Origin of the sequence: Cohnella faecalis (genome assembly GCF_003570905.1) — a bacterium.
In the GTDB taxonomy this organism is placed as follows: domain Bacteria; phylum Bacillota; class Bacilli; order Paenibacillales; family Paenibacillaceae; genus Cohnella; species Cohnella faecalis.
This window is the reverse complement of sequence record NZ_QXJM01000039.1, coordinates 498,907-519,941: the sequence shown is the minus strand read 5'-3', so window position 1 is coordinate 519,941 and position 21,035 is coordinate 498,907. Positions and strand designations below refer to the sequence as shown.

The following is a 21,035-nucleotide window of genomic DNA, read 5'->3' as shown; positions in this document are numbered from 1 at the left end:
GCTCGCGCTCGTACGCTATTCCGCTGGATAGCCCAACCACGTTGGGTTGCGGCTCGCACTCGTACGCTATTCCGCCGAATAGCCCAATCACGTTTGGTTACAGCTCTCGCTCATACGCCTTTTCGCCGGATAGCCCAACCACGTTGGGTTGCGGCTCGCGCTCATACGTCTTTTCGCCGAGTAGCCCAACTACGTTTGGTTATGGTTTGCTACCTTCCCCAAGCTATCTCGATGCGATAGATCTGCGAAATACTTCATTCCGCTGCAAGGAGTATTAGTACCTCGCTCGCAAAAAAGAGACCGCAGAGCTGCGATAAACTGCGATCCAAGAGAGGGCGCTTTCTCAAGCTTCCCTCTCGCGGTCGCAGCGCCACAGCGCCCTCGGTCTCTCTTCTATGCTCGCTATTGCTATACGTTGGCCAACGACGCTTCCGTACGCGCCCGGTCCCGTTCGAGAATCGGACCGAGATAATGGCCGGTGTACGACTTGCCGTTCTTCGCCACCTGCTCCGGCGTTCCGGTAGCGACGATCGTTCCGCCGCCGCTGCCGCCCTCCGGTCCGAGGTCGACCAAGTAATCGGCCGTCTTGATAACGTCCAGATTATGCTCGATAACGAGCACACTCTCGCCGGAGTCGACCAGCCGGTGGAGCACATGCAGCAGACGGTCGATGTCGTCGACATGCAATCCGGTCGTCGGCTCATCGAGAATGTACAGCGTCTTGCCCGTGCTGCGGCGGTAAAGCTCGGCCGCAAGCTTCACCCTCTGCGCTTCGCCGCCCGAAAGCGTCGTCGCCGGCTGACCGACGTCCATGTAACCGAGTCCGACGTCCATGAGCGTCTGGAACTTCCGGTGAATGCGAGGAATGTTCTGAAAAAATTCGGTTGCGTCCTCGATTGTCATTTCGAGCACTTCCGCGATGCTTTTGCCTTTGTATTTCACTTCCAGCGTCTCGCGATTGTACCGCTTGCCTTTGCATACCTCGCACGGCACGTATACGTCCGGGAGGAAGTGCATCTCGATCTTGATAATTCCGTCGCCTTTGCAGGCTTCGCAACGGCCGCCCTTTACGTTAAAGCTGAAGCGGCCTTTCTTGTAACCGCGCACCTTCGCTTCGTTCGTCATCTCGTACACGCCGCGGATGTCGTCGAACACTCCGGTGTAGGTAGCCGGATTGGATCTTGGCGTCCGCCCGATCGGAGACTGGTCGATATCGATAACTTTCTCCAAGTGCTCCAGTCCGAGAAATTCCTTGTATTCGCCCGGACGAGTCTTCGCCTTGTTCAAATCGCGGGCCAGCGTCTTATACAAAATTTCGTTGACGAGCGTCGATTTGCCGGAGCCGGACACACCCGTCACTGCGGTGAACACTCCAAGCGGAAACTTGACGTTCAAGTTCTTCAGATTGTTCTCCTTCGCGCCCTTCACTTCCAGCCAGTTGTCGCCGGGCTTGCGCCGGGCAAGCGGCACCGGAATAAATTTGCGCCCGCTCAAGTAAGCTCCGGTCAACGAATTCTCGTCGGCCATCACTTCCTTCGGCGTTCCCTTCGCAATCACCTGACCGCCATGCTTGCCGGCTCCGGGACCGATGTCGATGATGTAATCCGCCGCCATCATCGTATCCTCGTCGTGCTCGACGACGATAAGCGTATTGCCGAGATCCCGCATGTGCGCAAGCGTCTGAATGAGTCGATCGTTGTCCCGTTGATGGAGCCCAATGCTCGGTTCGTCGAGAATGTAGAGGACACCCATCAGGCTGGAGCCGATCTGGGTAGCTAGCCTGATGCGCTGAGCTTCGCCTCCCGACAACGTTCCCGCCGCGCGGACAGCGTCAAATAGTTAAGTCCGACGTTCACGAGAAAACCGAGACGATTGTTAATCTCCTTAAGAACCAGATTCCCAATCGCCAATTCTTTGTCGCTCAGCTCCAACCCGTCGAAAAAGCGTTGCGCGTCTCCGATAGACAACGACGTAACGTAAGCCATATTCTGCTTCCCAATCGTAACTGCCAGCGATTCCTTCTTGAGTCGGTGGCCATGGCACTTGGCGCACGGCTTCGCGCTCATGTACTCTTGGATGAATTCGCGAATGCCTTCCGACGCCGTCTCCCGGTAGCGCCGCTCCAAATTGTGAACGATTCCTTCGAACGGAACCTGCGCGTCGCGGGTATGGCCGAACTCATTCTCGTAGCGGAAACGAATCTTCTCCCCGCCGGTTCCGTTCAAAATAATTTTGAGCTGCTTGTCATCCAATTCGTCGACAGGCTTGTCGGTCGATATGCCGTAATGACCGCAAACGGCGGCCAAAAATTGAGGATAGTAGTTCGACGTGCTGCCCGCCCATGCTTCGAATGCGCCGTCATCGATGCTTTTCGTTCGGTCGGGAATGAGCAGGTCGGAATCGATGACCATCTTCACGCCGAGCCCGTCGCACTCCGGACACGCGCCGAACGGCGAGTTGAACGAGAACATGCGGGGGCGAGCTCGTCGATGGAGAAGCCGCATACCGGGCAAGCGAGATTGGAGTTGAACATCAGCTCTTCCTTGTCGATCACGTCGACGAGCACTTTGCCTTCCGACAGCTTCAACGCCGTCTCCAACGAGTCGGCCAGACGAGCCGCGACGTCGCTCTTCACGACGATCCGGTCGACGACGACCTCGATGGAATGCTTCTTGTTCTTCTCAAGCTCAATCTTCTCGGACAGGTCGCGGATTTCGCCGTTCACGCGCACCCGAACGAAGCCTTGCTTCTGCACGTCGGCCAGAAGCTTGCTATGCTCGCCCTTGCGGCCCGAAACGATCGGAGCCAAAATCTGCAGCTTGGTCCGTTCCGGATATTCCATGATACGGTCGACCATCTGCTCGACGGTCTGAGCGCTGATCTCCACACCGTGGTCGGGACAATGCGGCCTGCCGATCCGAGCGAAGAGCAGCCGCAAATAATCGTAAATCTCCGTTACCGTTCCGACGGTGGAGCGAGGGTTGCGGCTCGTCGTCTTCTGGTCGATGGAAATAGCCGGCGACAAGCCGTCTATCGAATCGACGTCCGGCTTGTCCATCTGGCCCAAAAATTGGCGCGCGTACGCGGACAGCGATTCAACGTAGCGACGCTGTCCCTCCGCGTAAATCGTATCAAATGCAAGGGACGACTTGCCGGAGCCGGACAGCCCCGTGAGCACCACGAACTTGTCGCGGGGGATGGTGACGTCGATATTCTTCAAATTGTGGGCGCGAGCGCCCTTAATGACGATATTCTCGTTGGCCAAGCAAAAAAGCCCCTTTCGCGACAGCGCGGCGTGGCGTAGGAGCATGCCGGCCGCAGTCGTCCACCGATAAGAATGTGTGTTCCCATTCATTATAGCGAAGTGCGGCATTTGTTGCAAATATGGAATTAATTCTTACGTACGGTTTCATCCGCCCGCCGCAAGCTTTTTAAGAATTTTGATGTCTGTTTGCTGCTCCTCTACGGAAACCGCAATTTCGTTCCATTTGGAATCGTGCTCGGTGTTGCGAACGACTTGCTCGAAGGTGGCGTCCAGCTTGCGCTCCAGCCGGTCGATTTTCGACTCGGTGCGCTCCAATCTGATTTCCGTATCCAGCTTGAAGTCCTGCATCTCAAACTTGAAGTCCAGCATCTCAGTCTTGAAGTCCAGCATCTCGGACTTGAATTCCCGAAACTCGGACTTGAAGGCCCGCAATTCTCCCAGCACTTCATTCAGCAGTTTTTCGCTCATCCCGGCACACTCCTCTTACCTATTGTAACCTGCCTGCAAGACAGCAGTCACTGCCAATGTTTCGACAATCGGCGAGAGCTATAGCCCTGCTTTAAGCTCAAGCAAGGCGTCGCGAAGCTCGGCCGCCCGCTCGAACTGCAAGCTTTTCGCAGCTTCCTTCATTTCCGCCTCCAGACGCTCGATCACACCGATACGATCCTTTTTCGACAGCTTCCCGATGTTGTCCGCGCCGGTCAAATAGCTCGCCTTCGCCTCCGCCACCTTGGTCGCCTCGATAACGTCGCGCACTTTTTTTCGAATCGTCTGCGGCGTTATGCCGTGCTTCTCGTTATAGGCGGTTTGAATGGCGCGGCGGCGCTCCGTCTCCCCGATCGCTTTCTCCATCGAATCGGTGATCTTGTCTCCGTACATGATAACCCGGCCTTCGGAGTTGCGCGCGGCCCGGCCAATCGTCTGGATGAGCGAGCGCTCCGCCCGCAGAAAGCCTTCCTTGTCCGCGTCGAGAATCGCAACTAGCGTAACCTCGGGAAGATCGAGTCCTTCCCGCAGCAGATTGATGCCGACGAGCACATCGAACGTGCCGAGGCGCAAATCGCGCAAAATCGCCATCCGCTCCAGCGTCTTAATATCGGAATGCAAATACCGGACCTTGATGCCGACCTCCTTCAGGTAGTCGGTCAAGTCCTCGGACATTTTTTTCGTCAGAGTGGTCACGAGCACGCGCTCGTCCTTGGCGACTCGGGTGCGGATTTCCCCAAGCAAATCGTCGATTTGCCCCTTCGTCGAGCGCACCTCGATGACGGGATCGACGAGTCCGGTCGGCCGTATGATCTGCTGGACCATTTCCGGGCAAAGCTCCAGCTCGTAAGGCCCCGGAGTCGCGGACACGTAGACGAGCTGCTTTGCCTTCTTCTCGAATTCCTCGAATTTAAGCGGGCGGTTGTCCTTCGCCGAAGGCAGACGGAACCCGTGGTCGACGAGCACGCTCTTGCGCGCTTGGTCGCCGTTGTACATGGCCCGCACTTGCGGAAGCGTCACATGGGACTCGTCGATAACGATCAAGTAGTCGTCCGGAAAAAAGTCCATCAGCGTATAAGGAGTAGCTCCCCTCTCGCGGAACGTCAAAGGGCCCGAGTAGTTCTCGATGCCGGAGCAAAAGCCCATCTCGGCCATCATCTCGAGATCGTATCTCGTCCGCTGCTCGAGCCTCTGCGCCTCCAGCAGCTTGCCTCCTTCGCGAAGCTCGGCGAGCCGCTCCTCCAGCTCCTTCTCGATGTCCACCATGGCCAGCTTCATCTTCTCTTCCGCGGTCACAAAGTGAGACGCCGGGAATATGGTGACATGCTCGCGCTCGCCCAGCACTTCGCCCGTAAGCACGTCGATCTCCGAAATCCGCTCAATCTCGTCGCCGAACAGCTCAACCCGGATCGCTCTGTCGCCGCGCGAAACCGGAAATATTTCCACCACGTCGCCCCGAACCCGGAACGTTCCGCGAATAAAGTTCAAATCGTTGCGCTGATATTGAATGTCGACCAGCTTATGAAGAATCGCGTTGCGCGACCGTTCCATGCCCGTTCTGAGACTGAGCCGCAAATCGCGATACTCCTCCGGAGAACCGAGACCGTAGATGCACGATACGCTGGCTACGACGATAACGTCGCGTCTCTCGAACAAGGAAGACGTCGCGGAGTGGCGCAGCTTGTCGATCTCGTCGTTGATGCTCGAATCTTTTTCAATATAAGTGTCCGTGGAAGGGATATACGCCTCGGGCTGGTAATAGTCGTAGTAGCTGACGAAATACTCCACCGCGTTGTCCGGAAAAAATTCCTTGAACTCGCTGCACAGCTGAGCCGCGAGCGTCTTGTTGTGTGCGATTATGAGCGTCGGCTTGCCGACCTTCGCGATCGTTTGCGCGATCGTGAACGTCTTCCCCGTGCCAGTCGCCCCGAGCAGAGTCTGGTGCTTCTTCCCTTTTACAATACCTTCCGCGAGCTGCCTGATCGCTTCCGGCTGGTCTCCTTGCGGCGAATACTCCGACACGAGGTGAAAAGTACCCTGCCGTTCGTTATCTGCTGCCATATCCCGCTTCCACCTCCAATAGTCTCAAGACTTTCGGCCTATGGGATTTTCAATGGAAAATCCCGATATAAAGTACAAAGCATTTGCCAAATAGAATGTTTGTTCCCATGTATTATATCGATTTGGGGAAGTGTCGTCAAAAGGAGCGAATTACGGAATGAATCGTCTCGACAAAACATCGTCACTCGGAATCTTGGCAGGGCTGGCGGCCATCATAGGAGGGTTCCTATGGGAAGGCGGCCATATTGGAGGATTATTCGAAATCACGGCGGTGCTGATCGTCTTCGGAGGAACTTTCGCGGCCGTCGCGATCAGCTTCCCTTGGTCCCGCTTGCGTAAAATACCCGATGCGCTGCGTCTGGCGTTCCGTCCGCAGGTGGAAAATCCGGCCCAGCTTATCGAAGATATGGTGGAATACGCCACGATCGCCCGGCGCGAAGGAGTGCTGGCGTTGGAGACTCGCGCGGCCGATCACCCGAACCGTTTTTTGCGGGACGGGCTTCAGATGGTCGTCGACGGTACGGACCCGGATTTGAACCGGCAAATACTTGAGGTCGAAATCGACGCGATGGAGCAAAAGCTGGAGCAGCAGGCGAAAATTTTCGAATCGGCCGGCGGATATGCTCCAACGATGGGGATTATCGGAACGGTTATGGGACTCATCCACGTGCTGGGCGGCTTGGCGGATCCTTCGACTCTAGGCCCTGCAATAGCGGTTGCGTTCACCGCCACCTTGTACGGTGTCGCCTCGGCGAATATTTTGTATCTCCCTCTCGCGGCGAAGATCAGATCGCGGATTGCCGAGCAAGTGCACGTCATGGAGCTTATGCTGGAGGGAATTCTCGGCATTCAGGCGGGAGAAAACCCTAATCTGATTCGCAAAAAACTGGTTGCCTTCATGCTGATGGACGAAGCCGACGCGCCCGTACCCGTCAAAACGGAGGAATCGGCGAAAGAGAACGCGGCGGACAAGAAGGTGACTCTAGATGCCCAGACGCGGTAAACGCAGACGCAATGGCGCCTCTCACGAGAATCACGAGCGGTGGCTGATCACGTACGCCGACTTGATCACGCTGCTCCTCATTTTTTTCGTTGTGCTGTATGCGATGAGTCAAATCGACGTCAAAAAGTACGACACGCTCGCCGAGTCGCTGACTCACCAATTCCGCAAAGCGGACAGCGTCGTCGAGCTCGGAACCGGCATTACGGGCGCGGTCGATCGATCGAAATATGAAACTCCGCCTCCGTCGGCGACGCCATCTGACGATCCGCAGCGCGACGAGGACCGGATCAAGGAGCAGGAGCTTCAGGACTTGCTCAAGATCATTCAGCAATACGTAAAGACCAACCATCTGGAACAGCAAGTATTCGTCGAGGATACGCCCAAGGGGATCGCGATCCGGCTGTCGGACGTCTTCCTGTTCGATCTCGGCAAAGCGGATTTGAAGAAGCCGGCGCTGCCGATTCTGGATCGGCTGTCCAGTCTGTTCGACAAGCTGGACACGACGATTTCGATACAAGGGCATACCGACAATTTGCCGATTCAGGCCGGAGGCTCCTTCCAGGACAACTGGGGGCTATCCGCCGGCCGAGCGCTCTCGGTGCTGCGCTATTTCGTCGATACGCGCAAGGTGGTCGAGGACAAATTCGAGGTCGCCGGGTATGCCGACACTAGGCCGATCGCGAAGAACGACAGCGAAGCAAACAGGCAAAAAAATAGGCGAGTCGAAATTCTCGTTCTGCGCCAAGCGACGTCGAACGAAGGCTAGGTTACCAGCAGCAATACCAGAAAGGGATTGTTCCTGGAGGCGGAAAACCGTCCCGGGAACGATCCCTTTTCAAACCGGACCCGGCATGTTCCGTAACGGACGACCGCTTCCTGCCTCGTTGCGATCTTTGTCCAGTGGATAAAAACATACGTTCATTCATACGACGATCATAAGACGATAAATCCACTCTATTTCGTTTTCCCGACTTAAAAATGAAGGTATAGGACGAAAAATTCGTCTTATGGCATTGCTCGCCCTTTCAATTCGACTGCCGCACGAGGAATAGCGATAAAAAATCGTCTTATAACGCCCTCCAACTGTCACTTGGAACAAATAGGACGAAAAATTCGTTTTATTGGTCATGTCTACAAGGGGCCGGAACAGGCAATTGCTCCTGCAAATGTGTTCCCCCTGCATTTTTGACTCAAAATGTCGTATGATTGCAATGAAGTCGCATTTTACGGAGGGTGACCAATCGCATGGGATTGTTCTCATTCATTAAAGGCCAGTTTATCGAAGTTATCGAATGGCTCGACGATCGCGGCGTCCTCGTGTACCGCTTTCCGGCCTACGACAATGCTATCAAGATGGGCGCGAAGCTGATCGTGCGGGAATCGCAAGCCGCTATCTTCGTCAACGAAGGCCAGATCGCCGACGTGTTCGGCCCCGGCACCTATACTCTAAGCACGCAGAACATGCCTGTTCTGACGGCGCTCCGTTCCTGGAAATACGCGTTCAACTCGCCGTTCAAGGCGGATGTCTATTTCGTTAACACAACTAATTTCACCGATCTCAAATGGGGTACGACGAACCCGGTCATTATGCGCGATCCGGAATTCGGCATGATCCGTCTCCGAGGCTTCGGCGTTTACTCCCTCAAAGTGAAAGATCCTGCGGCTTTCCTCAAGGAGCTATTCGGAACGAAGCAAGATTTCACGACCGACAGCATCGCCGGATTTTTCAAAAGCGTTATCGTGTCCGGACTAAGCGATCTGCTCGGAGAGACGAAAATTCCGGTTGCGGATCTGGCAAGCTCTTACGATGAGCTCGGCCAGCAAGCGATCGATCGGCTGCAAAGCCGATTCGAGGCATTCGGGCTGGCGCTTACCGGCATTACGATCGAGAACCTGTCTCTCCCGCCGGAGGTCGAGCAGATGATCGACCGCAAATCGTCCATGAACATCGCCGGCAATCTCGACAACTATATGAAATACCAAGCGGCCGAAGCGATCCGCGAGGCCGCGAACAACCCCGAGGGCGGCGCGGCCGGAACGGGCGCAGGGCTCGGCGCGGGCATGGCGCTTGGCCAAATGTTCGGACAGATGATGAACAAGCCGTCCGAACCCGCGAGCCCTCCGCAGGCCCCGGCTTCGCCCGACCGCTCGACAACGGCTTCGTCAGCATCGGCCGCCGCTTCCGCGCCGTCATCTCCAACGGACCCGGCTTCCTCGGCGGCCACCGTTCCTTGCGCCCAATGCAGCCATGCTCTGCTTCCCGCTCAGAAGTTCTGCCCGGAATGCGGAACTCCCCGTCCGGAGAAGCGATTCTGCTCCGAATGCGGGCAAGAAGCTTCCGCTGCGGCCAAGTTCTGCTCCGGCTGCGGATCGAAGGTTAACGGCGGATGACGATGGATGCCCATACGCCCCCGCCTACCGCCGTCGCCAGCTTCCCTTGCCCGGGGTGCGGCGGTTCCATGCAGTTCGATACCGAGAGTCAAGCATTGAAATGCCAATATTGCGGCGGGGAGCGAACAATTGAACATTTGATGGAGGAGCCGCGAGAGCATCCGTTCGCGGAAGAAGAGGATAGCGCGGAGCTTCTCGATTGGGGAACGGAGCAGCAAAGCGTCCGCTGCGAAAGCTGCGGTGGAGAAAGCCTCATCCCCCTCCGGCAGACGGCGACCCAATGCGCCTTCTGCGGCTCCCCGAAAGTGCTTCCGCAAGGCGAAGCACGCAGCGGCATTCGTCCGGAATCGGTCATTCCGTTCCACGTCTCGCTTGATGGAGCGGCCGAACTGTTTCGCAAATGGAAGGGCAAGCGTTGGTTCGTGCCGAACGCGTTCAAGAAACAGAACATCAGCTCGAAGCTTAATGGCATTTATATTCCTTACTGGACATACGATACGAGCACATATTCGGTCTATTCAGCCGAAGTCGGCATTTATCATTACAGGACGGAAACCCGGACACGCGTCGTGAACGGCAAGTCAGAGACGTACACCGAGCAGGTTCGCTATACGGTATGGCATTGGACGAAAGGCGATTACGACCGAGCGTTCGACGACATCCTCATCCCGGCGTCCGGCTATTACGATAAGGACCTTCTGCGGAAGCTCGGCGATTTCGATCTCGGCCGATTAACCGGCTACAAGCCCGAATATTTAAGCGGCTTCATCGCGGAGAGGTATTCGGTATCCAAGAGCCAAGGCTGGACGTATGCGCAAGCCGAAGCCGACGATCAAATCCGCGACGACGTTCGCCGTCAAATCGGCGGCGACGAAATCCGCAACCTGAACATTCGCACCAACTATGGCGACATCACGTACAAGCACCTTTTGCTGCCCGTATGGAACGCGACCTATTCCTACCGGTCGAAATCTTATCGTTACATGGTGAACGGCCAGACCGGAACCGTATCCGGCCGCGTTCCTCGCAGCCCGTGGAAAATCACATTCTTCGTGCTCGCTTGTCTGGCGGCGGCTATAGGCGCTCTCTGGATATACGGAAACAGCCAGACACCTTGACCGTCACGAGAACAGCCCGTGCCGCTCCTTTCCGGGAGAGACACGGGCTGTCGCCGTTTGTGCTACTCGATTAGCTTCAAGCCGATGGCGGAGACGACGACAAGCCCGAGAAAAAAGAGGCGGACGGGCTTGCGGGACTCTCCGAAAAACGCCATTCCGACAGCCGTGCCTCCAATTGTTCCAATGCCTGTCCAGATTGCATAAGCGGTCCCCATCGACAAAGAATTCATTGCTATCGTAAGGAGAACGAAGCTAAGCGCGAAGCCTCCTACGAGAAGCGTAATTCCGATAGCGTCGCGACGCTCCTTCCAACGATTAATACCGAGAACGCCCACCACTTCAAACAACCCCGCAAATACGAGCGCAACCCAAGCCATTACGATACCTCCTCATCCGAGGCGGTCTTGCTTGTCGTCATCTTCAAGCCGCCGATCCCGATAATAAGAAGAATGACGAGCGTCAGCTTCGCCGGCTCCAAAGTAGAATGAAACAGCAGAGCTTCCGACAGCACCGTTCCCGCAGCTCCAATCCCCGTAAACACGGCATACACCGTTCCGACCGGCAATATTTTGGATACCGCCAGAAGCGTCCAAAAGCTGAACGCGATAGCGATTAGCGTCAACGCCCACTCCCAAACGTTCGAAGCGTGCTTCAGTCCCGACACCCAGCCGATTTCGCTAAGCCCCGCTACGACCAGCCATAGCCAATAACGATTCATTCGTACCCGCACCTCCGCTCGATTTACTATTCCCGGAAAAACGCAGCCGCTCCGTTCGACGCAAAAAAGCCCGGGAGCATCTCGTCGATGCCCGCGTCCGGTCGGCGGCATCCGCCGCTCCAGTCGCAGGAATTAACGATACTCCCGGGCTTTTATCCCTCCGTGTTCGCCTCGCCGTCGCGGCGGGCGCGTTCCCTCTCGGACCGAGCCGGAGCAGCCATGCTGCGCCGTGGAACCCTAGGAAACCTTCAACTGTCGTTGATCGTCAACCAAGAATACTTCACATCGGATGTGAAGTCAACTGTTTTTTCTTTCCTTGCGCGGCGGCAATCCGGGATCGACCTCAGGCTCGGCCAGCGCCGCGGCAGCGGCTTCGGCCGCTTCTCTCTCCGCTTCCTTCGCAGCGTCCAGCTCCCGAGCCGCCGCAAGCTCCGCTTGCGCCGCTTGCCAGGACGCCCCGTTCCTTGGACGCGCTCCGGCGTTCCTCAGCCCTTGCCAAATCGATGCCGATCGCGGCGCCGCTACGAAATCGACGTCCTCATCCGGAGCCAGAACGAGCCCCAATTGGTAATGCTCTCCCGCGTATCGCGCCCGCTGGACGAACTTCACGTGGCCGTCGCGATTTACCACTTCCATTTTGCAAAAAGCCGACTGAAGCTGCAATGCCGCATGCAGCTGCTCCTTCGTCCGCACGATAGAGCCGTTCAGCTTCTTGATTGTCTCGCCGGCGACAAGACCCATTTCGGCTGCGGGCGTACCCGGCAGCACGGCTAACACCTTAACCCCCGATCCGTCTTGCGCGAAAATCGGGTTGCGGCCCTTCTCCCTCCACCTGCTCCATAATACGAGCCCTTCGTGAAGCAAGAAAGCGGCGACCGCCGCAATAACTCCGAGCGGAGTCCACCATTGAGCGCCGGCCGCAAGCGCTGCGACCAGCGCTCCGTATAGAATAAGCGCATTTCCGGAAGCGCGGGCTTTCTGTTCCGGCCAGAACGTCTCCGTCCGGTCGCTGAAGCCGATCAGCACGGGAAAGGCAAGCAGCGCCCAACTGGCCGCGCCATCTCCCAATAGCGGCGCCCATGGCAACGTAAACCCCTCGGCCGAAGAAGCCGACGGAATTAGCCATAGGAGCGGTATCGGCCACACTCCGGACAACGCATAAGCCCCGACAGGCTTTCCGCGTTTGCCTTCCATGAACAGCGGTATAGCCATTTTCGAGCTTTGAAAGCGGACGAGCAGACCTTCGGCAATATGAAGGAGACCCGCAAGAAACAGCAAGCTCGCTATATCGACTCCGCCTAAAGCCTCGAAGGAACGGGCAAACAAGCCGTCATAGCCGTCGGGCAGCGTTTTCCGCGCTATCGCTTGAGCGACCCCGATCGCTCCGGCCGCATAAGCCAAACAAATGTAACGGAGCCGGAACACGGCCAGAACGAACATCGCGAGCCAAATGCACAAAATGGTGTCCGAGTTCAGCTTCGCTCCTACGCCGAAGCTTGCCGCCGACAAAACCAGGCCGACCGCCACCCCTGCGCCCAGTCTGGACAATGTCAACGACAAGGAACCGTATAGTCTGACGTGGAACAGCCGGCGTTGAAGAATGACCCCTTGCCTTGCATGCCACCATACCATCGCTATTGCGATATATATATACGGAAGCGCAAACAGCCTAATGACGGCTTCTCCCGCTTCCTTCAGTACGTCCAATAGAGGATCCAAACAAACGTTCCTCCCTCCGCGAATGCGTGATGTCCAAATAAAAAAAGGAAGCTGACTAAGTCGTCAACCTCCTAAGTATTCGACGAAACCGCTTAAAATCCTGCCCCGCTACGAAGCGATTCCGAGCTTCTCCCGCGCCTTTCGAAGGGCGGCCTGCCACTGGGTATCCGCATCCGGATTTTGCAGTGTCTGTTCATACAAAGTCGCTTCCAGCTTCTCGGCCGTCTTCTCGTCCACAATTCCGGTTATGCCGAGCTCGTGTTGCCGTTGGAACGACTTCACCGCCGTTTCCGTATCTTTGCTGAAGTAGCCGTCCTCCCGATCGGCGGGAAATCCGACGCCTTTCAATATTTGTTGTAAATTTTCGATTTCGCCGCCCGTCGAATCGAGCTTTAGCTCATGATCCCTCGGCAGCTTCGTTGCCAGAAAATAAGCGGGCTGCGTTACCGGGACATCGGGCTCGATGCCCTTCTTCCCGATCCAGGTTCCGTCCGGAAGGAGCCACTTCGATATGGTCAGCTTCACGAGACTTCCGTCCCCCAGCTCTTCGTCATAGCTTGACTGGACGACACCCTTGCCGTACGTCGTTTCTCCGACGAGGACGGCGCCGGCCGATTGCTTTAGCGCTCCCGCCAGCACTTCCGCCGCGCTCGCGCTTCCTTTGTTCACAAGGACGAAGATCGGATAAGCTTTGCTCCCGTCCTCATTGCCGCCGGACAGCTCCGGCTTCTTTTGCCCATCCCTATATTCGTAGTACATGAGAGGCTTCCCTTCGGGAACGAATGTCTGCGCTACGAGCAACGCCGCTTGGAGTACGCCGCCGGGATTATTGCGAACATCGATGACGAGCGATTTCAAGCCTTGCTCCTCCAGCGCCTTAAGCTCGGTCTCGAATTGCTTCGGGGTATCGAACGTGAATTGGTTGATCGAAAGCCGCCCGATTCCGTCCTTGTCTATTTGGCCATGCACCGTCTCCAGATCGATCCGGTCCCTGACAAGCTCCAGCTCGATCGGAGCATTAACGCCGGGACGGAGCACCTTGAGCTTTGCCTTCGTTCCTTTGGGTCCGCGGATTTTCGCGACGGCTTCGCCAAGCGTCATTCCTTGGAGACTGTCGCCGTTCACCGTAAGAAGAACGTCCCGCGGTTGAAGCCCCGCCCGATCCGCCGGCGATCCCTTGATCGGGGAAACGACGACGACTGAGCCGTTATCGATCTTCAAATCCGCGCCGATCCCGGTGAACGCTCCTTGCACCGTATCCGTAAATTTGGACGCTTCTTCTTCCGTCATATAAGTCGAATACGGGTCCCGAGCGCCTCCATCATTCCTTGAAGAGCGCCATCGAGCAGCGTCCCTCGCGAAATCGGAAGCAAATATCGCTGCTCGATCAAATCAAGAACTTTATTCATTTTGTTCAGCTCTTGCGGCTTCCACCCTTCTCCCGAGGTCGTCGCAGCCGCTCCCGCGACGTCCGAATCCTCGTCCCAACCGGGTCCTCGCAGCGAGACAACCGTTATTGCACTGGCCGATACAGCCATGAGTACCATTAGCGCCAAAACGGTGCGTCCCCTAATCCACACGTTCCCCACTCCCCCAAACCGGCATCGCCTCTATATTATGACAAGCCGTCCGAACTTATCCTTATTCCCTTTTTCCGTACCGCATGAGGTCCATCGCGAGAAAACAGCCGACCTTGCGCAAATGCACGAAGGGCGGCTGTTCAAGAGCGCGCTTATTTCAAATAAGGCGCAGGATTGACCGGTTCCGAGTTTTTCCGAACCTCGAAGTGCAAATGCGGCCCCGTCGATTGACCGGTCGAGCCGACCAATGCGATTTTTTGTCCGCGTTTGACGGTTTGGCCTTTTTCGACCAGAATTCCGTTCGCTTTAATATGACCGTACAGCGTCCAAAGCCCGCCGCCGTGGTCGATGATGACGCAGTTTCCGTAGCCGCTCCACGCTTGCGCCACGATGACGACTCCGGATTCCGCCGCGTAAATAGGCGTTCCTTGCGCAACCGCCATATCCATGCCTGCGTGCAGCTTCTTCTTGCCTGTAATCGGGTGAATCCGATATCCGAACGGAGAGGACAGCTTGTAATTGGCCTGTAACGGCATTCCCAGCTTGCCGCCCTTGTAGTAGTTCTTGATCGAATTTTTCTTCGCTTCGAGGGCGGACATCTTCTTGGCGAATGCGGTAAGCTTCCTCTCCGCCTCTTCGCTGATTTCTTCCGATTCCTCGATGATTTCGTTCGACTTGGCTATGACCTGGGCTTTATCCTGAAGCTGCTTGTTATAAGCCGCAATCATGACTTCCTTCTCTTGCTCCTTGTCCTCCAGAGAAGCAACCTGATCCGCCCGCTGCGCATATAAGTCCTTGAGGTTCTCCAGCTCTTCGTCCTTTTTCGCCTGCTGCTCCTCGACCTGCTTTTCATAAGACTGAATTTTCGTAAGCATGTCTTTGTCGTACAGCATAATCGATTGAACGGCGTCGTACCGCTCAAGAAAATCGCTGAAGCTTACCGAGCTGAGCAGCACATCCAGGTAAGAAACTGCCCCTTCCTTGTACAAGAGCCTGATCCGGTCCTGGAACAGCTCGTCCTGGTCGAGCTTTTTCTTCGTCGTCTCTTCCAGCTCTACGCCGATATTATGCAGCTCTTCCTCCGCGTTCGCGACATTTCCTTGCGTCTCCATTAATTCCGCGGTAGCCGTCTCGATCTGGGCGTTCAACTGATCGATATCGGCCAGCGTCAATTCCTTTTTGGAGCTGACGGCTTCGGATTCCTTCTGAGCGTTCTGCTTGCTGCTCTGAGCCTTTTTCTTGTCCCTCTCCGCTTTCCTCTTGGAGCTTTCCAACGCGTTCATTTGCTTTTCCAGCTGCTTAATCTCGTCTTCCAGCTTTTGCGACTCCGTCTTCGCATACCCGTCATAAGGTCTCGCCAACACGGTAACGGCGATAAGCATGGCGAGCGTCCACATGAGCTTCTTTTTCACGCCAGTCCTCCTGCTCCAAGGAATTATACCTTCAGATATTTGCGGACAGAAATTACGCTGCCCCATACACCGAGCAGGATGCCGATCCCGACGATCGTGCCTCCTACCGTCCAGGCCACTTCATTGACGGACGAGAGCTCGATCATCATGAGCCCCATATCGACCTTGGATGTACTAACGATGCGAGCATAACCATAAAGTAAAAGCGCTACCGTAATAACGGAACCGATGATGCCGATCAACACGCCTTCGATAAAGAAAGGCCAGCGAATGAAGCTATTCGTCGCTCCGACCATTTTCATGATCGAAATTTCGCGGCGGCGGGCCAGTATCGTCATTTTGATCGTCGTCGAGATCAGGAACATCGCCATGACCGCCAAGCCAAGCACGATAACCAGGCCGATGTTTCTCACAGCGTTCGTAATTTTAAATAGCTTCTTGACCGTTTCTTCGCCGTACTTCACGTCCCATATCGACTGCTCGGGATCCTTGCCGTTAAGAGCCGTGATCTGCTTAGCCGCGAAATCGATCTTCTGAGGACTGAACACCTCGACGTCGAAGCCGTCCGGAAGCGGGTTCTTGTCGTCCTCGTACCCTTGGAGGGCGCTGCCGTTGTCCCCCAGGTTTTTGCGCAGTCGCTCCAGGCCTTCTTCCTTGGACACGAAAGTCACGCTTTTAACCTCGGGGATTCTCTTGATTTGCCGTTCGATCTCGTCGATCTTTGCTTGCTCGGTATCCAGCTTCAAGTAAACGCGAATCTGCACCTGCTGCTCGATCTGATCGGCGAGCTTGTTGACGTTAATAGCAAGCAACAAGAACACGCCTAGAATAAAAAGGGACACGCCGATCGAGCTCATCGAGGCGAACGACATCCATCCGTTACGGGCTACGTTCTTGCCGCCTTCCCGCAAATGGCGGACGACGGAGTTAAATATCATAGCCGTAATCCCCTCTCTGCTGGTCGCGAACAATGGTGCCTCTCTCGATTGCAATGACCCTCTTGCGCAGCGAGTTGACGATTTCTCTGTTATGGGTAGCCATAACGATTGTCGTTCCGCGGAAGTTAATCTCCTCAAGGAGCTTCATGATGCCCCATGACGTCTCGGGATCGAGATTGCCGGTAGGCTCGTCCGCTACGATGACCGCGGGATTGTTGACGATGGCGCGAGCGATGGCTACGCGTTGCTGCTCGCCGCCCGATAGCTGCGCCGGCAAGCTCTGAGCTTTATGCTTCAAGCCGACCAGATCGAGCACCTCCATCGTACGCCGCTTAATCGAGCGGCGCGGCGCTTCGATGACTTCCATCGCAAAAGCCACATTTTCGTAGATCGAAAGCTTAGGAAGCAGCCGATAATCCTGGAATATAACCCCGATATTCCGTCTTACATAAGGAATCTTGCGATGCTTCAGCTTTCCTATATTAAATCCATTAACGGACAACTGACCTTTCGTCGGAACTTCTTCTCTGTAAATGAGCTTCATGAAGGTCGATTTACCCGCTCCGGACGGTCCGACCACATAGACGAACTCGTTGCGGTCGATGACGACGTTGATATCCTGAAGGGCAACCGTGCCGTCGGGATACGTCTTCCAAATGTCGTGCATTTCTATCACGGTATCACTTCCTGTTAGAATTCGGACTTTAGATACTTCGACATCATGCAATAAAATCCTCTCTTTGTCGATGTTATGCGCTCTGTTTTCTAAGGTTTCGCTGGCTTTGTCGAATCCCAAACCCGTTGCGGGACAAGACTTGCAGGAAAATTTTAAGAATTTTTTAATTTGGGTACAAAACATTTGTGCGACTTTCCCTGTCTAACCGTTTGAAGAATATGGAAATGAATTTTATTTGGATCGGAGAGAGATTCCCAATGAAAAAAGGCTGGATGTGGACGGGGGTCGCGACAGTCGTTCTTGCCGCCGGAGTCGGAATCGGAACGGTCTATTATTATGGCTCGGACGATACTCTGCCGGATGGCGTCACGGTCGGCGGATTATCCGTCGGCAAGCAATCGCCAGAGGACGCGATCGGACAATTGAAGGCTCGCATCGCAGAGTTGGAGGGGACCAAGGTGACGATCGCTTCAAGCGAACGAATGAAGGACGCCCGCTCGTTGAAGGAGCTTGGAATGAAGATCGAGACGGAGGATTTCATAGGCAAGCTTGAAAAGTACCGGGACGCCTCGTGGTGGGAACGGGCTCGTCTTCGTATGGATAACGAGTTGGCCGCGGATCATGGCTTCCAAGTCCAATGGGACGACAAGGTTCTTGAGAAAAAAATCGAGAGCTATTGGGGAGGCTTCTCCGGAGAAAAGCCGATTGAGGCGACGAGGACAATCAACGAACGGGACGAAGTCGTCTATACGGAGGAAAGGCCGGGGACGGCGCTCGATCTGGCCGCGCTTAAGAAGAGCGTTAAGGCGCTCCAGCCGACCTCGCTATCGGAGGGCGCAGTCGGCGGCAGTAAACTATTGTCCCGCTCGTTGCCGCTTCCGATCGTCGAAACCGTGCCGAACGTTACGCTCGCCAAGCTGAAGGAGGAGGGAATCGAGCGAAAAATCGCCGAATTCACCACTTCGTTCACTTCAAGCGCGGCGGGAAGGTCTTACAACGTGACGGCGGCGGCCAAAGCGTTGAACGACACGCTGCTTATGCCGGGGATGTGTTCCAGTACGGCGACATCGTGAGCAAAGCCGAGAAGGAGTATGGCTGGAAGGAAGCTCCCGTTATCGTCAAAGGCAAGCTGACGCCTGGCATTGGCGGCGGTATATGCCAAGTGTCGAGCACGCTGTACAATGCCATTCTCGAAGCGGGGCTCGATGTCGTCGAACGGCGCAATCATTCTCTCGTCGTCCATTACTTGCCTCCGGGGCTGGACGCGACGTTCGCCGACGGGTACGTTAATTTCAGATTCCGAAATTCGACGGGAAAGCAACTGCTGATTCGAACCGTCGTCGAGGATAAACGGTTAACGGTCAAGCTGTTCGGAACGATGCCGGACAACGTGGTATACCGGACGGAAACGGAGCAGATCAAGGTAGTGGCGCCCAAGGTGACTTACGTTGCCAACTCGAAGCTGGCGCTGGGCAGCAGCGACACGCTTCAGAAAGGCGAGCCCGGCTACGTCGTGGACACGTATCGGCTCAAATACGTGGACGGCAAGCTTGTCGAGCGCAAGAAGCTGAACCGTTCCACCTACAAAGCGCAGGCGGAGTTGGTCGCGGTGAACCCCGCTGACCCGCTGCTTCATCCGGAAGGGGCGCGGCTCCCTCGCCTGCACCGGCTCCGGCGGATGAAGGCCCGGTAGAGCCGGTGTGAAGGTGCGGTAGAGCCCGGTGTGAAGGCGCTGCAGAGCCGGTGAAGGTGCGGTAGAGCCGGTGTGAAGGTGCGTTTGGGTGTGTGCTAGGCCGGGAGGCCCGGCTTGGGCAGCAAGCGGCAGCAGCCGGAGGCGGAGGTTGGCTAGGACCGAGAACATAGCGATCCACCGTCACAGCCCGTCCCGGATTCCACTAGAATCCGGGACGGGACTTCTTACCGCCAATTTCTGAAACAACGGAGAAGCACAAACTGTAGAACATACCGTTATTTCAGCCACGAACCGCCGTGCAAGCATATTTACCTGCAATAGGTACATTTAGTTGGACTGCTTATTGCCCCATACGAGGAAATCCATCCTATTAGCTGTACGAAACGCATGTATTTGCTCCCGACTAGCCCCTCCAAACAAACTAAATGCACCTTTTACAGCTGCTTTTCCCGCATAAGCTCCGAACAAGCCACATTGTACCTTCTACAGCTGCTTTTCTCGCATAAGCTCCGAACAAGCCACACTGTACCCTTCTACAGCTGCTTTCCTTCACAAGCGCCAAACAAGCCACACTAGACCGAACTAACCATAGCTGCTTTCTCCAATCCACCTGCCAGTCTATCGCTAATCTCGGAGCCAGTATGCACGCCTCCGCCAATTTACGAAGCATCGGAGAAGCGCGAACTGTAGAACATACCGTTATTTCAGCCACGAACCGTCGTGCAAGCATATTTACCTGCAATAGGTACATTTAGTTGGGCTGCTTATTGCCCCATACGAGGAAATCCATCCTATTAGCTGTACGAAACGCTTGTATTTGCTCACGACTAGCCCCTCCAAACAAACTAAATGCACCTTTTACAGCTACTTTTTCCGCACAAGTGCCGAACAAGCCACACTGCACCTTTACAGCTGCTTTTCTCGCACAAGCGCCGAACAAGCCACACTGCACCTTTACAGCTGCTTTTTCCGCACAAGCGCCGAACAAGCCACACTGTACCCTTCTACAGTTGCTTTCCTTCACAAGCGCCAAACAAGCCGCATTGTACCTTCTACAGCTGCTTTTTCCGCACAAGCTCCGAGCAGCCACACTAGCTGGACCGAACAAACCATTCAGCTACTTTCTCAACTTCCCCCGCTCCCCGCTACTTTTCCGCCGCCCCCCCAATCCATTAGCCAGCTACTTTCTCCACATAGACTCCATCCCGGCCCGAGTCAGCTCGTACCGAACCTTCCGATTCCCCGTCCCGCGCATGAGCGGCACCAGCCATCCTTTTGTACAAAGGGATTTCAACAACCGAACAGCCGTCCTATGATTAATCCCGAAATGCTCTTCCACGTCTTTGGGCCTTATCGGGCGCGCCAAACCGGCAGCCAGCCTAATGACCTCATTCTCCTCAAAAAAAGACCGCAAAACCGGCTCCTTCCTCGTTTCGTACCGGCTCAACAGCATTCGCATGAAGGCGATTATAAGCTCCGGATTACTCTCGACATCGTCATAGGCGATAGAAATTACGTGAAAACCAAGCGCTTCCAAATACAGCTCCCGCCTGCATTCCCCGCAAAACCTGTTGCGATCCATCTCTTTCACGTGGCTGTTGAAGCCTTTGATTTCCCACAGCAGCGTCACTTTCCACCCCGGCACCTTGTATGCGAAATCCGCAAAATATGACTTTCCGCACCAGTCCGTTACCTCGTACTCCGGATGCAAGTCATCGAAACCGCCCTTAAGCTCCCACCAGATTTTTTCACAAAATAGTCTTTCCCCGTGCCTATGTCCCCTCTCAAGCCTGCCCCTGCGTTCTCCCTTGCGCAGATTAAGATGACGGCCTATGAACTCCTTATGAGCTTCCTCGAATGTCACGCGCTTCCCTCCCTTTATCCGCTAGAAAACGAAAAAACGCCCCGGCCACCCCTTAAAGGGATGATCGGGACGTTCTTCGTCTCTTGAGCGTTATTATACGACGTAGATAAG

General features: G+C 55.5%; 17 protein-coding genes, 1 pseudogene and 1 riboswitch. Of the genes and pseudogenes, 6 read left to right on the top strand and 12 right to left on the bottom strand.

Going from position 1 to position 21,035, the window contains the following annotated elements; translation table 11 throughout:
• Nucleotides 1–408 precede the first annotated feature (408 nt).
• From uvrA to uvrB, 3 genes and pseudogenes are all read right to left on the bottom strand, one after another.
• Nucleotides 409–3,265, bottom strand: a pseudogene (gene uvrA / locus D3H35_RS15335) (excinuclease ABC subunit UvrA).
• Nucleotides 3,266–3,409: 144 nt separating this feature from the next.
• Nucleotides 3,410–3,733 (bottom strand): hypothetical protein, encoded by a 324-nt coding sequence (locus D3H35_RS15330; protein ID WP_119150164.1) that lies wholly within the window; start codon nucleotides 3,731–3,733, stop codon nucleotides 3,410–3,412.
• A gap of 78 nt (nucleotides 3,734–3,811) precedes the next feature.
• Nucleotides 3,812–5,812: an excinuclease ABC subunit UvrB gene (uvrB, locus tag D3H35_RS15325; protein ID WP_119150163.1), complete on the bottom strand. Its 2,001-nt coding sequence runs from the start codon at nucleotides 5,810–5,812 to the stop codon at nucleotides 3,812–3,814.
• A gap of 157 nt (nucleotides 5,813–5,969) precedes the next feature.
• Here uvrB and D3H35_RS15320 point away from each other — a divergent pair, with 157 nt between their 5' ends.
• The 4 genes from D3H35_RS15320 (at nucleotide 5,970) to D3H35_RS15305 (ending at nucleotide 10,324) form a co-directional block, all read left to right on the top strand.
• On the top strand, nucleotides 5,970–6,815 hold the full coding sequence (locus D3H35_RS15320; protein WP_119150162.1) for a flagellar motor protein: 846 nt from the start codon (nucleotides 5,970–5,972) through the stop codon (nucleotides 6,813–6,815).
• Nucleotides 6,799–7,581 (top strand): OmpA/MotB family protein, encoded by a 783-nt coding sequence (locus tag D3H35_RS15315; protein ID WP_119150161.1) that lies wholly within the window; start codon nucleotides 6,799–6,801, stop codon nucleotides 7,579–7,581. Before D3H35_RS15320 ends, D3H35_RS15315 begins: the two co-directional genes overlap by 17 nt.
• A gap of 479 nt (nucleotides 7,582–8,060) precedes the next feature.
• The gene (locus D3H35_RS15310) at nucleotides 8,061–9,206 is read left to right on the top strand and encodes an SPFH domain-containing protein (RefSeq protein WP_119150160.1); all 1,146 of its coding nucleotides are present in this window, start codon (nucleotides 8,061–8,063) and stop codon (nucleotides 9,204–9,206) included.
• Nucleotides 9,203–10,324: a TFIIB-type zinc ribbon-containing protein gene (locus D3H35_RS15305; protein ID WP_119150159.1), complete on the top strand. Its 1,122-nt coding sequence runs from the start codon at nucleotides 9,203–9,205 to the stop codon at nucleotides 10,322–10,324. Before D3H35_RS15310 ends, D3H35_RS15305 begins: the two co-directional genes overlap by 4 nt.
• A 62-nt stretch (nucleotides 10,325–10,386) precedes the next feature.
• On the opposite strand, the gene D3H35_RS15300 is transcribed toward D3H35_RS15305, so the two are convergent.
• The 8 genes from D3H35_RS15300 to ftsE all read right to left on the bottom strand — a co-directional run bounded on the left by D3H35_RS15300 (nucleotide 10,387) and on the right by ftsE (nucleotide 17,367).
• Nucleotides 10,387–10,701, bottom strand: a complete 315-nt coding sequence (locus D3H35_RS15300; RefSeq protein ID WP_119150158.1) for a DMT family transporter — start codon at nucleotides 10,699–10,701, stop codon at nucleotides 10,387–10,389.
• Entirely contained in the window at nucleotides 10,701–11,042 is a 342-nt protein-coding gene (locus D3H35_RS15295; protein ID WP_119150157.1) for a DMT family transporter, read from the bottom strand. Before D3H35_RS15295 ends, D3H35_RS15300 begins: the two co-directional genes overlap by 1 nt.
• Nucleotides 11,043–11,181: 139 nt before the next feature.
• Nucleotides 11,182–11,294: riboswitch (guanidine-I (ykkC/yxkD leader) on the bottom strand.
• A 45-nt stretch (nucleotides 11,295–11,339) separates the two neighbouring features.
• Complete coding sequence (locus tag D3H35_RS15290) at nucleotides 11,340–12,761, bottom strand: PDZ domain-containing protein (RefSeq protein ID WP_119150156.1); 1,422 nt, start codon at nucleotides 12,759–12,761, stop codon at nucleotides 11,340–11,342.
• A 108-nt stretch (nucleotides 12,762–12,869) separates the two neighbouring features.
• Nucleotides 12,870–14,051 carry a S41 family peptidase gene (locus tag D3H35_RS15285; protein WP_233567949.1) on the bottom strand — a complete coding sequence of 394 codons (1,182 nt, stop codon included), beginning with the start codon at nucleotides 14,049–14,051 and terminating at the stop codon, nucleotides 12,870–12,872.
• On the bottom strand, nucleotides 14,048–14,308 hold the full coding sequence (locus D3H35_RS32465; RefSeq protein ID WP_411675156.1) for a hypothetical protein: 261 nt from the start codon (nucleotides 14,306–14,308) through the stop codon (nucleotides 14,048–14,050). The genes D3H35_RS15285 and D3H35_RS32465 overlap by 4 nt, the downstream gene beginning before the upstream one ends.
• A gap of 185 nt (nucleotides 14,309–14,493) precedes the next feature.
• On the bottom strand, nucleotides 14,494–15,753 hold the full coding sequence (locus tag D3H35_RS15280; protein WP_119150155.1) for a murein hydrolase activator EnvC family protein: 1,260 nt from the start codon (nucleotides 15,751–15,753) through the stop codon (nucleotides 14,494–14,496).
• A 23-nt stretch (nucleotides 15,754–15,776) separates the two neighbouring features.
• On the bottom strand, nucleotides 15,777–16,691 hold the full coding sequence (gene ftsX / locus D3H35_RS15275; protein ID WP_119150154.1) for a permease-like cell division protein FtsX: 915 nt from the start codon (nucleotides 16,689–16,691) through the stop codon (nucleotides 15,777–15,779).
• Complete coding sequence (gene ftsE, locus D3H35_RS15270) at nucleotides 16,681–17,367, bottom strand: cell division ATP-binding protein FtsE (protein ID WP_119151171.1); 687 nt, start codon at nucleotides 17,365–17,367, stop codon at nucleotides 16,681–16,683. Before ftsE ends, ftsX begins: the two co-directional genes overlap by 11 nt.
• Nucleotides 17,368–17,624: 257 nt before the next feature.
• On the opposite strand from ftsE, the gene D3H35_RS15265 reads away from it, so the two are divergent.
• Nucleotides 17,625–18,440: a VanW family protein gene (locus D3H35_RS15265; protein ID WP_147355856.1), complete on the top strand. Its 816-nt coding sequence runs from the start codon at nucleotides 17,625–17,627 to the stop codon at nucleotides 18,438–18,440.
• Nucleotides 18,437–19,060 carry a VanW family protein gene (locus D3H35_RS15260; protein ID WP_147355855.1) on the top strand — a complete coding sequence of 208 codons (624 nt, stop codon included), beginning with the start codon at nucleotides 18,437–18,439 and terminating at the stop codon, nucleotides 19,058–19,060. Before D3H35_RS15265 ends, D3H35_RS15260 begins: the two co-directional genes overlap by 4 nt.
• A 1,180-nt stretch (nucleotides 19,061–20,240) precedes the next feature.
• On the opposite strand, the gene D3H35_RS15250 is transcribed toward D3H35_RS15260, so the two are convergent.
• Nucleotides 20,241–20,924, bottom strand: a complete 684-nt coding sequence (locus tag D3H35_RS15250; protein ID WP_119150150.1) for a hypothetical protein — start codon at nucleotides 20,922–20,924, stop codon at nucleotides 20,241–20,243.
• Nucleotides 20,925–21,035: the final 111 nt, after the last annotated feature.

Excerpts from the sequence above, each read along its gene's own strand:
- D3H35_RS15330 (WP_119150164.1), bottom strand. The coding sequence starts at position 3,733 with ATGAGCGAAAAACTGCTGAATGAAGTGCTGGGAGAATTGCGGGCCTTC.
- uvrB (WP_119150163.1), bottom strand. The coding sequence starts at position 5,812 with ATGGCAGCAGATAACGAACGGCAGGGTACTTTTCACCTCGTGTCGGAG.
- D3H35_RS15320 (WP_119150162.1), top strand. The coding sequence starts at position 5,970 with ATGAATCGTCTCGACAAAACATCGTCACTCGGAATCTTGGCAGGGCTG.
- D3H35_RS15315 (WP_119150161.1), top strand. The coding sequence starts at position 6,799 with ATGCCCAGACGCGGTAAACGCAGACGCAATGGCGCCTCTCACGAGAAT.
- D3H35_RS15310 (WP_119150160.1), top strand. The coding sequence starts at position 8,061 with ATGGGATTGTTCTCATTCATTAAAGGCCAGTTTATCGAAGTTATCGAA.
- D3H35_RS15305 (WP_119150159.1), top strand. The coding sequence starts at position 9,203 with ATGACGATGGATGCCCATACGCCCCCGCCTACCGCCGTCGCCAGCTTC.
- D3H35_RS15300 (WP_119150158.1), bottom strand. The coding sequence starts at position 10,701 with ATGGCTTGGGTTGCGCTCGTATTTGCGGGGTTGTTTGAAGTGGTGGGC.
- D3H35_RS15295 (WP_119150157.1), bottom strand. The coding sequence starts at position 11,042 with ATGAATCGTTATTGGCTATGGCTGGTCGTAGCGGGGCTTAGCGAAATC.
- D3H35_RS15285 (WP_233567949.1), bottom strand. The coding sequence starts at position 14,051 with ATGACGGAAGAAGAAGCGTCCAAATTTACGGATACGGTGCAAGGAGCG.
- D3H35_RS32465 (WP_411675156.1), bottom strand. The coding sequence starts at position 14,308 with ATGGTACTCATGGCTGTATCGGCCAGTGCAATAACGGTTGTCTCGCTG.
- ftsX (WP_119150154.1), bottom strand. The coding sequence starts at position 16,691 with ATGATATTTAACTCCGTCGTCCGCCATTTGCGGGAAGGCGGCAAGAAC.
- D3H35_RS15265 (WP_147355856.1), top strand. The coding sequence starts at position 17,625 with ATGAAAAAAGGCTGGATGTGGACGGGGGTCGCGACAGTCGTTCTTGCC.